Origin of the sequence: Actinoplanes subglobosus, assembly GCF_042650585.1 — a bacterium.
Taxonomy (GTDB): domain Bacteria; phylum Actinomycetota; class Actinomycetes; order Mycobacteriales; family Micromonosporaceae; genus Actinoplanes; species Actinoplanes subglobosus.
Window position 1 is genome coordinate 759,089 of record NZ_JBHSBL010000019.1, and the last position, 11,273, is coordinate 770,361.

Here is an 11,273-nt window from a genome sequence, read left to right on the forward strand (position 1 = left end):
CATGTAAGCACCCGGCCACCAGGTCACGGCATCCGGAAGAACAGCATCGGGTCGTCGTGGCCGTCGTGGACCGGGGTGAGCAGGCCGAGGCTCTCCTTCACCTCCCGGAGCCGCCGGTTGACCGGGGGCGCGGCCCGCCGGGACGCGGTGAAGTGTCCCGCGCCGCGGGCGGCGAGCCAGGACAGCAGCACACGGCCCTCGCTGACCGGCCATGGCCGCCGCCCGTGGAAGACGTCGTGGACGCTGACCGTGACCCCGGGCCGGACTGTCGGAAAGAGATCACCGACGAACCAGCGGGCGAACGAGGCGGTGTGCGCGGCGTCGATGAACAGGTGGTCGATGGTGTGCCGGTGGTCGCGCAGCGTCTCGCGGGCGTCGCCCGGCACGAAGGTCCACCGCCCGTCGGCGAGGTCGGCGGGCACGTTGTGGCGGGCGTTGCCGATCAGGTCGTGGGTGATCAGCGATCCGGCCCGGTTGTCGCGCAGCGCCCGCAGGATCCAGGTGGTCGACCAGCCGTGCAGCGAGCCGATCTCGACGACGGTCGCCGGCCGTCCGGCACGGATCAGCAGGTAGGTGATCTCCGCCTCGAGGTCGTCGAGCTGGGTCTTCATCCCCGGGCGGAGAACACGTAGTTCGCGCTGTTCCTTGCGGACCGTGCGGAGGTCGTCCTGAAACTCGCGGTACAGGTCGGTGACGTGGTCGAGCCCGATTTCGGCGAATGTTTGATTCACGTGACGAATGTAGGAATCGCCGGATCCGGTGTCGTCACTCTCCGGTAGCGCTTCGCGGAGCCCCTCTCACTCCGGAGTACTACGCGGTGACGGCCGGGTCAGCAGCAGCCAGCCCACCACGAGGACCACGCCCAGGTTGATCAGCAGCAGCACCGCGCTGAGGGGATCGACACCGTGACCGTGGTCGTGTGCCGACGCTGTGGCACCGGTGGTCCCGATCTCGCCGCTGGCCACTCCCCCGTCACGGCCGATGACGTGGTAGGTCAGCGAGTACGCGGAGCCAGGTTCCAGGTCGACGGGGACCTTCAGGACGTTGGCCGGGTCTGCCACCGGCGGGCCGGCCGGGACCGGGCGGCCGTCGGGACCGGTCACGGCCAGGTGTGAGAGTTCCGCGTCGACGTCCGCCGAGAGGGTGAGACTGGCCTCGCCGGGGCCGGCGGCACTGTCCACCACCCGCAGCTCGGTGTCCTGACGGGTCGCCGCGACCACCAGTCCCAGCACCACCAGGACCAGGATCGCGGCGACCCGCCGGGATCGTGCCGTCACGATCAGGCCGCGAGGGCGGCCGCGCGGGTCCGCCTCTGGACGCAGTCGCAGTCGGCCAGTGTGAGTTCGCGCTCGTTGGGGCGCAGGTGGAGGTACATCGCGATGACCATCGGGATGAAGACGACCGAGTTGTAGAACAGGTGCAGCTCGACCCGCGGGTAGATCACCTGGAGCACGCTGGTGGGTGCGGCCGCGCCGAAGAGGAACTGGCCGGTCTGCGCCTGGATCAGCAGGAGCAGGTGTTCGATGTGGTGCCAGAACTGGATGGCCAGGGCGACCGTCCACCATGTCCTGGCCCGCCCGACGAAGCCGCCGCGGAGCAGGAAGAGACCGGCGAGCATCACCAGCGCGTAACCGTAGTGCATCCACTCGGAGGTGACCAGCCACGGGAAGAACTGGCCGAGGACACCGCGGGACTGGGGCCGGGGCCAGCCCAGCGCCCACACCTGATAGGCCTGGACGAGGTGTTCGGCCCAGTGCGCGAGGGTGATCGCCATGAAGATGCCGAGACCCACGCGATGGTGGTCGTGATTGAGTGCCCGGGCCGCTCGGAAGGCCATTACGGGAGCTCCTTTCGCAGAGATTGATGTCAACCTAGGGGTGGTCCGGGCTGCGGATTTCTTCGAGATTGCTGAATCGGCTCACTGGTTGTAAGGCATTTCGGGAAACCACCCGAAGCCGAATATCGAGGGCACCCGGAGGTCCCAGTAGACGACCGTGAAGACGCCGAGAGCGACGAGCATGGCGCCGGTGAACACGGCGGCCCGGCGCGGGTTCCCGGCGAACCAGGTCAGGAACCGGCCCCGGGTGACGGCCAGGATCAGGGCGAAGAGCACGACCAGCACGACGATGTTGCCGAGGGACTGGAGGATGAACGCGGCCGCCCCGTTGAGCGGGTTGCCGGTGTCGACCGCCCAGTGGAACAGCTTGTTGAACAGCGGGTAGGGCCGTCCGATCAGGAACCCGCCGATGAGGGCGCCCAGGACGACGACCCGGCGCACCGGGTGATCGCGGAAGACGTCACGGACCACGCCCAGCGACGCCAGGCCGAGATAGATCAGGGCCAGCCCGATCACGCCGAAGACCACCGAGGCCTGGATCAGCCGGACCGGGAAGCCGTCGATCGTCGCGGTGGACAGTTGCGGAAGGTCGTCACCGATCAGGACGCCGACGAAGCCGTACAGGCCGGAGACGGCGATCATGCCGACCGAGAGCCAGCCGACCGGGCGGGCCAGGGCGCGTACCGTGCCGACGCCGGCCTGGCTCATCGGGCCGATCGCGGCCGCCATCGCGATGTTGCAGGCGGTGAAGGTGCCGGCCAGGCCGGACACGAAGGCGAAGACGAGACCGGCGACGGTGCCGGCGATCGCGGTGTGCTTGGCATCCCGGTCGAGCAGGGTGTTGGCGACGTTGTCACCGATGACCGAGTCGACGAACTCGTAGGACCAGAGGACGGAGAGCAGCACGCCGGCCAGCGCCGCGAAGAGGACGACACGGCCGCGGCGAGGCGCGGTGACGACAGGGGCGGACGGGGTGACGAGGGACTGCTGTGCCATCGGGACTCCTGGGAAGTACGGGGTGGGGAGGCAGGGCCGTGCCTCCCCACCCCGGTCAGCGGGCGACGGGCAGTTCGACCGCCGCGGGAGGTGCCACCGGCTGGAGTCCGTGCTCGCGGCGACGGTTCGTCAGCCACCTGCCCCACCAGTAGAGGCCCCGGACGGCACAGACGATCGTGACGGCGAAGAACATCGTGTAGACGATGTTGAATGTCATCAGGATGCCGTAGACCGTGGCCACGCTCGCGCCGAACATGAACTGCCAGCGCGGGGCGGACGGAGTCGTACCCGGGTCGGTGACCATGTAGTTGGTGAAGAGGATGAACGCGACACCGGTGACCGGCACGAGCGCGCCCCACAGCGACACGTCCCAGATCCAGTGCCGGACCAGGGCCTGGATGATGAATCCACCGACCCAGCCGAGGATCAGCGGGACCTTCTTGGTGAGCATCGAGTTGAGCACGGTGCCGGCGGTGAGGATGACCAGCGGCACCAGGATGCTGATGACGTCGGTGACGTTCTCGGTGAAGTGGTAGGGCGGGGCGACGTTGACCCAGGAGAACGCGAGCAGGGTGATGGTGATCCCGAAGTTCGACGGGTTCATGTAGTGCCGCATCCGGCCCGCGATCGGCGCCTGGAGCACGGCCTTCTGCCCGATGGCGACGAGCACGGCGAAGGCGATCGGCCAGAACGTGTCGTTGGCGTAGAGCAGCATGTTCGCGGCGAGCGCGGTGATGTGGGTGGGCAGCAGGAACGTGTACATGCCCCACATGCCGTGCCCGCTGTAGGCCGGCGGCCGCTTGTAGGCGGTCGCCGAGACCCTCTCGATGACGATCTCGGCGGTGTAGCCGACGGCCAGGGCGAGGATCGGCCACAGCCAGGGCTGTTCGAAGCCGAGCACGGTGTAGCCGAGGATGTTGAAGATCGACATGGACAGGGCGAAGTTGCGCAGCGCCATGTAGCGCGGGTCGCGTTTGTCCACCCGGGGCGGGATACCGGCGGGCGGGGCGACCACGCCGTTGGGCGATGCCGGCACGGCCGGGACGGTCACCTGCGGTGAGTTCTTGAGATCGGTCATCGGGTCACCTCCTGCGCGCGATCGGTCAGCACGATGTCGTGGCGGCCGGCCGCGAGAGTGAGTTTCTGGGTGTGCCGGGCGCCGTCCTCGGCACGCCAGCTGATCTCCGCCTCGACCGGCTGGCCGCCGGACGTACCGAGGCCGAAGTGGATGTCGAAACTGCGTTTGCCCGAGTGCCCGCCACCGCCGTCGAGCTGGGCGACCTGCATCCGGCCGTCGGCGGTCTTGATGCACACCTGGGCGCCGTAGGCGGGGCTGCCCGGAACCGCGGTGCTCGCCGCCGCGCCGCCCTCGACGGTCACCGGCCGGAACAGGCGCAGCGCGAGGAAGTCCCGGTCGGTCGTGCGGGTGTTGCGGAAGTAGGCCGGCGGTCCCCACTGCCGGGCCACCGCGAAGTCCTGGGCGCCGTCGGCGTCGGTGTCGGCGACGGCCACACCGCGTGACGGGATCTTCGCGTCCATGCCGAGCTGCGGGCTGAGGTCCACGTACCGGCCGTTGTCCGGCTCCTTGGCCCAGAACGCCATGTGGTTGCCGCCGGAGATGTCGTCGCCGGGTTCGGCATGCGGCCACATGTCCGGGTCCTGGAGCATCAGGTCGTTGCTGGTGGCGAGCTCCTGGAGCCAGTTGAAGCGGTTGATCGTGCCCTTGACGAAGCCGGTGGTCTGCACGATGGCCAGCTGTCCGCTGTTGTCGAAGTCGGCCATCTTGGCGTCCCAGCCCCAGCCGACCCAGGCGAGGTTCTTCTCGGCCGCGAGGTTGCGGAACGGGGCGATGCCACTCTGCATCTTCCGGCGGGCGTCGGCGGCGTCGGTGGAGGTGTTGCGCCAGACGAAGTTGCTCTCCTCCAGGCCCCACGACTGGGTGATGTTGCTGACGAACAGGTCGAAACGGCCGTCGCCGTCCACGTCGCCCCACTCGGCCGACATGCCCTTGAAGGAGTCGTGCCCCATCACCATCGACTTCGGGGTGAGCGCGGTCCGCTCGCCCTCGGCCAGCTGGAACCGGATCCGGCCGGGCGTCGACACGTTGTGCAGGAACCGGTCGTTGCCGAAGTCATTGGCCAGGTAGAGCTCGGGGAGCAGGTCGCCGTCCAGGTCGACCGAGGCCGAGCCGAGCGTCCAGCCGCTGGCCACCCCGTAGGCGATGGCCGGCTGCTCCTCGTGGGAGACCGACGGCTCGTTGCCGGAGACCGCCGACTGGAAACGCAGCACGTGGGCGCCACCGGCGTTGCGGGCCCGCGACATGGAGTGGTTCATCTGCACGTTGGGGTGCCCGTTCGGGTCGAGCACCGCGGTGTCCGGGAAGTAGTTGAAGATGCCGACGTCGGGTTTGCCGTCACCGTCGAAGTCGGCCACCGCGACGGCGTTGGTGTTCCACAGCGGGCCGCGGTAGAGCCCGTCGGCCGGGTCGGCCTGCGGGATCAGCTCGGTCGGGTGGAACGTCTGCGGGGTCAGCCCGGTGGCGTCGGCCTTGCGCAGGAACAGGATCGGGGTCCGGCCCCAGTAGTAGACGAGCAGGTCCATCCGTCCGTCGGCGTTGAAGTCGCCCGGCGTGCACCCCATCGGCGCGATCGCGGGACCGGTCGGCAGCGGGTCGGTGGCCAGGACGAACGGCGCCCAGTCGCCGGTCTGCGGCGCCGGGGTGACGATCACGCTGTCACTGCGCGGGTCGACCAGGCACAGATCGTCGGAGCCGCCGTCGCCGTCCAGGTCGTTGACCGCGACACCGGCGCCGACCGAGGAGATCCACGAGCGGATGTGCTCGTACTTGGGGTTGACCTGCCGGACGGTGCGCTCGGGCAGGCCGGGCGGCAGCGCGATGGGCAGCTCGGTGAAGGCGAACCGCTGCGCCATCGCGCCACGGGTCGCGGCGGACGCCTGCGGCAGCCGGGCGACGAGGTAGACGACGAGCACCAGGAGCATGACGAAGACCGCCGGCACGGCGCGCCTCAGGCGGCTGACTCTCGTGGGTGGCAATGGATTCCCCTTCACACGTCAAAACATTCAAGATCATCAATGTCTTTGGTACGGGTGAGCCCGCGCGAGCCGCACCCGGACGGCTATCGGGCCGTCTCGACCGTCATCGGGAGCCCACCGCGCACCCGCAGCGACAACATCGGCTCCGGGACCACCGGCCGGCCCGGCACACCCACCAGCCGCAGGTCACGGACCAGCACGGCGAGCACGAACGCCGCCTCCATCAGCCCGAGGTGGTTACCGACGCAGAACCGTGGCCCGGCCCCGAACGGGATGTACGCGTACCGCGGCCGATCGGAACGCCGGTCCGGGGCGAACCGTTCCGGGTCGAAGCGTTCCGGGTCGGGCCAGAACTCCGGGTGCCGGTGCAGCGTGTACGGACAGATCAGCACGTCCGCTCCCGCCGGAACCGGGTAGCCACCCACCTCGTCGGCGGCCAGCGACCGGCGCGGCAGGATCCACACCGGCGGGAACAGCCGCATCGCCTCCTCCAGCACCATCGAGGTGTACCGCAGCTCGTGCAGATCCTCGAAGACCGGAAGCCGGTCGCCGAGCACCGACACCGCCTCCTCCCGCAGCCGCTCGCGCACCTCGGGATGCCGGTCGATCAGATGCAGCGTCCAGCTCAGCGTGCTCGCCGTCGTCTCGTGCCCGGCCAGCAGCAACGTCACCAGCTCGTCGCGCAGCCGCTGCCGGCCCACCCGCGGGTCGGACTCGGCCGCCGCCGACACGATCAGCCGTGACAGCACGTCGTCGGCGTCCCGGTCACCGCGCTCGGCCACCAGCCGGTCCACCGTGCGCTGCAGGTTGCGCCGTGCCTTGCGGAACCGCAGCTGCCGCGGCAACGGCACCCACGTCGGCACCGCGCCCAGCGTCTCCAACTCGAACATCGCCTGGTCCTGCACCGCTGCGAAGTCGTCGCCGATGGTGTCGAACCGGGTCAGGTCCGCGTCCAGCAGCGTGCGGCCCAGCACGCCCAGGGTCAGGCCGGTCATCTCCTGGAGCACGTCGACCGGCTCCCCCGCGGCGTGCCTGCGCAGCCGTGCCGCCAGCTTGCCGGCCTCCTCGGCCACGATGCCCGCCTGCGCGGCGATCCGCCGGCTCTGGAACGCCGGCTGGATCACCGTGCGCTGCTTGCGCCACAGGTCGCCCTCGCTGGTCAGCAGCCCGTCACCGAGCGCCCTGCGGGCGTGCACCAGGCCGATGCCCTTGTGGTAGTTCGCCGCGTTGTCGGCCAGGACGTGCTTGGCGTGCTGCGGATGGTTGAAGAAGTACAGCTGCTTCGGGCCGACCGGGAGGCGGGCGGCGTCGCCGTACCGGGCCGCGGCGTCGGTCATCATGCCCAGCCGGTCGCGGCCCATCACCATCAGCATGCTCAGCGCCGCGGACCGCGGGGGCCCGGGCAGCACCCCGGCGGTCACGCCGCCACCCCGCTCGGGTCCGGCGCCACCGAGCACAGCCGGCCCCGGTGGAACAGCAGCCCCTCCTCCGGCCCGCCGCTGCCCAGGCCGAGCACCCGGCCCAGGAAGATGGTGTGGTCACCGCCGTCGTAGCGCCGCCACACCGCGCACTCGAAATGCGCCAGCGCCCCGGTGATCAGCGGCGCGCCGGTGTGCTCGCCGGGCCGCCAGCCGACCGGCACGAACTGCTCGGCACCCAGCGGCCGGCGCCGGTCGGCGAAGTAGCGTGCGGTCTCCGCGTGCGCCGACGACAGCACCGACACCGCGAACTGGCCGGCCGTGGCGAGCGCCTCGTGCATCACCGCGTTCTGCTCGACACAGACCAGCACCAGCGGCGGGTCGAGGGAGACCGAGGTGAACGAGTTCGCGGTCATCCCGTGCGGGACCCGGCCGCCCACGGTCACCACGGTGACCCCGGTGGCGAAGGCGCCCAGCGCCCGGCGCAGCGCCTGCGGGTCGAACGGCGCGGTGCTCATCGCGCGTCCACCCGGGCCGCCGTGTACGGCGCGAGCGCCGCCACCAGCGCGTCCGGCACCCGCGACGGCACGGTACGGGTGTTCGGCCCCCGCATGCACGCCACCCGCTGCATCCCCCGGGCGATCAGCGTCTCCCCGCGGTCCCCGTCCAGGCGCACGTAGTCGAACCCGAACTCGATCTGCGTCTGCCCCAGCTCGACCAGCCGCATCCGGATCGACAACTCGTCGAACGCGGTGATCTCGGCGAAGAACTCGCAGTCCACCTTCAGCGTGAACAGCTTCAGGTCGTCCTGCAGGTCGGCCAGCACGTCCGGCGCGTTCGTCTTCAGGAACATCTCCCGGCAGCGCCCCTGCCAGCGCAGGTAGTTGACGTAGTAGACGTTGCCCACGATGTTGGTCTCCTCGAACCCGACCACGTGCCGGTACTCGAAGTACTTCATCTCAACCCTCCGTTCCGGTCAGCACCGCCAGCACCACCGGCGCCTCGACACCGCGCACCGCCGTCACGAACGTCGCGATCCGCAGCTCACCGGCGCGCAGCAGCACCCACCGCTGCCGTCCGCCCGGCGCCGTCGTCAACGGCCCGTCGATCGGCCGGCCCACCTTGCGCAGGCACTCCATCGCCGCCCACACCCGGGTCGCCGCCACGTCCGCGCTCTCCCGCTGCTCGCCGGCAACCAGGGTCGCCAGCCCGGCGTGCCCGCCCAGCAGTCCCGCCCACGCCTCGGTGTCCCGCCCGGCCACGACCTCCATGTCGCAGCCCAGCACCACGTCGGCCACGGTGACCAGGGTCAGCCCGGCGGTGTGCGCCGCCGACACCGCACCCTCGGCCAGTTCGGGACGGCCGTCGGCCCGGTAGCGCACCTCGGCCGGCCGGCGCAGGGCCCGCGACACCGCGGCCCGGGTGGCCTCCCGGCGTGTCCGGTCGCCGTCGGGCAGCACCGTCACCGCCACCCGCACGCCGGCCAGGTCCTCGACCGTCCGCTCCAGATACGGACCGAGCAGCGCCGGCACCCACGGCCCGACCGGATCCTGCTTGCGCACCGCGCGCAGCCGCAGACCCTCCCAGCGCTCCAGCACCTCACCGGCGTCCGAGCGCAGCGCCACGTCGTAGACGTACAGGTCGCCGTCCCGGGACCGCTCGGTCGCGCAGTAGCGCAGGCCCTGCACCGCGGCCAGCTTCTCGCCACCGGGATGGATCCGGTCCACCCCGACCGGCAGCAGCGTCGCGTCCGGCACACAGACCTGGTTGCCGTGCATCAGCGCGTCACGCACCCCCGGGTCGCCGAGCAGCAGGTGGTCCGGCACGAACGAGGCGAACCACGGCACCGTCTCCACGGCCACCTCGGCGTCCACGTGCCGCGCGGCGACACCGTGGTACCGGCGCAACCGCTGGAAACGCCCGCCCTGGAACAGCAGGCCGTCGTACAGGTCCTCGGCGGGCACCAGCTCGACCGGCTCCACCTCGGCCGGCACCTGGTCCGGCGGGCCGTCCGCCACCGCGGTACCGCCCAGCACCAGACGTGCGGTGAAGTGGTCGGCGGCGTACCCCGTGTCGGCGCTGCGGATCGCCACCTCGACCACGTCGTCGTCGGTGACCACCGCGGCCACCCGGATCGTCGCCCGGCCGTCGGCCGGCACGATGATCGGCCGCAGGAACTCGGCCCGCTCGATCACCGGCAGCGTCTCCACCCCGGTCACCGCCGCCGCCACCTGGGCCATCGCCTCCATGCCGAAGACCGCCGGGAACAGCAGGTTGCCGTCCAGGTCGTGATCGGCCAGGTAGAGGTCGGTGCCGACGTTCAGGTCGATCTCACAGACCAGCTCGACGCCGTGATAGCGCACCAGCGGCCGTTCCACGAACCGGGTCAGCGGCAGCGGGGGCAGCGGCCGGCGGACGGTGCCGATCCCCTCGGTACGCCCACTGACCACCACCACGTCCGGCGCCTGCGGGTCGGACAGCACCCGCCGCAGGATGCCGACACCCTGCTCCGGCGTGATCGGGGTGACACCGTCGCGGGTCAGCGACTCGACCACGGACAGACGCTCACCCATGCCGACCCCGGACCACACCGACCACTCCAGGCAGACCGCCCGGCAGCCGGGATGCGTACGCCCGAACCCGGTGGTCAGATCGGCCAGCCACTCGTTGGCGGTGGCGTAGTGCGCCTCACCGCGCAGACCGGCCCGCCCGATGATGCTGCCCAGCGACACCAGCAGCCGCAGCCGGTCGGCGTCGACCGCCGCCAGCACCGCGCGCAGCCCGTCCACCTTCGGGGCGAAGGTCCGCCGGAACGCGTCCGCGTCGAGCGTGGCCAGCCCGGCCGGCTCGTTGCGGCCCGCGCCGTGCAGCACCGCGGTCACCGGCCCGAGCTCGGCGGTCAGCCGCTCGACCGCCCGCCGTACCTGTTCGGTATCGGTCACGTCGGCCCGCTCGTAGCGTACGGTCACGCCCTCGGCGGCGATCCGCTCCAGGTTCGCGGCCAGTTCCGGATCGCCGGCCGGGTCCGAGCGGCCCAGCAGTGCCAGCGACGCCCCGGTGTCACCGGCGATCGCCAGCGCGCACTCGGCCGTGATGCCCTTGCCACCACCGGTCACCAGCAGCACGTCGGTCGAGGTCAGCGGCGCCTCGCTGTGCGCCGGGCGCACCGGCATCGGGCGCAGCGTCGGCACCCGGCGCACACCGTCGGCGTCCAGGTGCACCTCGGTGAAGTCGTGGGTCGCGGCGACCTCCTCGACCACCAGGTCCACCGCACCCGAGCCGGGCGGCAGGTGCACGATCGTCACCCGCAGGTGCGGCGCCTCCAGGCGCAGCGTCTTGGCCAGCCCGGCCGCGCCACGACCGTGCTGCACCAGCACGAACCGCGTCTGCGGCGCGGCGGCGAGCGCCTCCCGGGCACCGGTCAGGGCCAGCTCGACGTCGGTCTCGGCGCACTCCTCCGGCAGCCAGACCAGGACACCCGCGCCGACGTCGGCCCTTTCCAGATCAAGAGCGAGTCTTTCCGCGTACGGGTGACCCGGGCGCGAGTGGACCACCCACGATCCGCCGGGTTCCGCCTCCACCCGGCCGGCCAGGGGCACCGGGACCAGGTCGAGGCGGAACGGCCGTGCCCAGGGGGCGGCCCCCGCCACCACCGCGGCCGTGACCTGGTCGCCCGCGGTCGCGGTGGACCGCAGATGATCCAGGGTGTCGGCGAGCTCACCGATCCGCGCGGTCGCGAAGTTGGTGGGCGTCTGTGACGGCGGCAGGCGCAGGGCGGCCGCCGCCGCGTTGACCACCTGACCGACCGTGATCGAGCTCAGGTGCAGGTCGTCGAGGAGGAGGCTGTCCGGGCGTACCAGATCAAGGGGTAGCTCGGCCCGCTCCGCCGCCAGCCGCCGCAGCAGGTCGATGGTCGTCTCGCCCTCGCCCGCGACAGCCGTCGCCGCGCCGGAGGCGACCGGCGCCGT

Annotated in this window: 10 protein-coding genes; all 10 read right to left on the bottom strand. The window is 71.3% G+C overall.

What is annotated here, in order from left to right:
* Nucleotides 1-23: 23 nt before the first annotated feature.
* A complete protein-coding gene (locus tag ACFO0C_RS28940; protein ID WP_378069859.1) occupies nucleotides 24-731 on the bottom strand; it encodes a class I SAM-dependent methyltransferase in 708 nt (235 codons plus the stop codon).
* A gap of 66 nt (nucleotides 732-797) precedes the next feature.
* The gene (locus tag ACFO0C_RS28945) at nucleotides 798-1,277 is read right to left on the bottom strand and encodes a copper resistance CopC family protein (protein WP_378069860.1); all 480 of its coding nucleotides are present in this window, start codon (nucleotides 1,275-1,277) and stop codon (nucleotides 798-800) included.
* A 2-nt stretch (nucleotides 1,278-1,279) separates the two neighbouring features.
* The gene (locus tag ACFO0C_RS28950; protein ID WP_378069861.1) at nucleotides 1,280-1,837 is read right to left on the bottom strand and encodes a hypothetical protein; all 558 of its coding nucleotides are present in this window, start codon (nucleotides 1,835-1,837) and stop codon (nucleotides 1,280-1,282) included.
* Nucleotides 1,838-1,918: 81 nt separating this feature from the next.
* Entirely contained in the window at nucleotides 1,919-2,833 is a 915-nt protein-coding gene (locus ACFO0C_RS28955) for a hypothetical protein (protein WP_378069862.1), read from the bottom strand.
* A 55-nt stretch (nucleotides 2,834-2,888) separates the two neighbouring features.
* Entirely contained in the window at nucleotides 2,889-3,911 is a 1,023-nt protein-coding gene (locus ACFO0C_RS28960) for an enediyne biosynthesis protein (protein ID WP_378069863.1), read from the bottom strand.
* On the bottom strand, nucleotides 3,908-5,833 hold the full coding sequence (locus ACFO0C_RS28965) for a CRTAC1 family protein (RefSeq protein ID WP_378069925.1): 1,926 nt from the start codon (nucleotides 5,831-5,833) through the stop codon (nucleotides 3,908-3,910). Before ACFO0C_RS28965 ends, ACFO0C_RS28960 begins: the two co-directional genes overlap by 4 nt.
* Nucleotides 5,834-5,970: 137 nt before the next feature.
* Nucleotides 5,971-7,308, bottom strand: coding sequence for a cytochrome P450 (locus ACFO0C_RS28970; protein WP_378069864.1), 1,338 nt, complete (start codon nucleotides 7,306-7,308; stop codon nucleotides 5,971-5,973).
* Nucleotides 7,305-7,823 (bottom strand): flavin reductase family protein, encoded by a 519-nt coding sequence (locus ACFO0C_RS28975; protein WP_378069865.1) that lies wholly within the window; start codon nucleotides 7,821-7,823, stop codon nucleotides 7,305-7,307. The genes ACFO0C_RS28970 and ACFO0C_RS28975 overlap by 4 nt, the downstream gene beginning before the upstream one ends.
* The gene (locus tag ACFO0C_RS28980; protein WP_378069866.1) at nucleotides 7,820-8,263 is read right to left on the bottom strand and encodes an acyl-CoA thioesterase; all 444 of its coding nucleotides are present in this window, start codon (nucleotides 8,261-8,263) and stop codon (nucleotides 7,820-7,822) included. Before ACFO0C_RS28980 ends, ACFO0C_RS28975 begins: the two co-directional genes overlap by 4 nt.
* Nucleotide 8,264: 1 nt before the next feature.
* The coding region (locus ACFO0C_RS28985) for an SDR family oxidoreductase (protein WP_378069867.1) at nucleotides 8,265-11,273 on the bottom strand (3,009 nt) is incomplete at its 5' end.

Excerpts from the sequence above, each read along its gene's own strand:
- ACFO0C_RS28950 (WP_378069861.1), bottom strand. The coding sequence starts at position 1,837 with ATGGCCTTCCGAGCGGCCCGGGCACTCAATCACGACCACCATCGCGTG.
- ACFO0C_RS28955 (WP_378069862.1), bottom strand. The coding sequence starts at position 2,833 with ATGGCACAGCAGTCCCTCGTCACCCCGTCCGCCCCTGTCGTCACCGCG.
- ACFO0C_RS28960 (WP_378069863.1), bottom strand. The coding sequence starts at position 3,911 with ATGACCGATCTCAAGAACTCACCGCAGGTGACCGTCCCGGCCGTGCCG.
- ACFO0C_RS28965 (WP_378069925.1), bottom strand. The coding sequence starts at position 5,833 with ATGCTCCTGGTGCTCGTCGTCTACCTCGTCGCCCGGCTGCCGCAGGCG.
- ACFO0C_RS28975 (WP_378069865.1), bottom strand. The coding sequence starts at position 7,823 with ATGAGCACCGCGCCGTTCGACCCGCAGGCGCTGCGCCGGGCGCTGGGC.
- ACFO0C_RS28980 (WP_378069866.1), bottom strand. The coding sequence starts at position 8,263 with ATGAAGTACTTCGAGTACCGGCACGTGGTCGGGTTCGAGGAGACCAAC.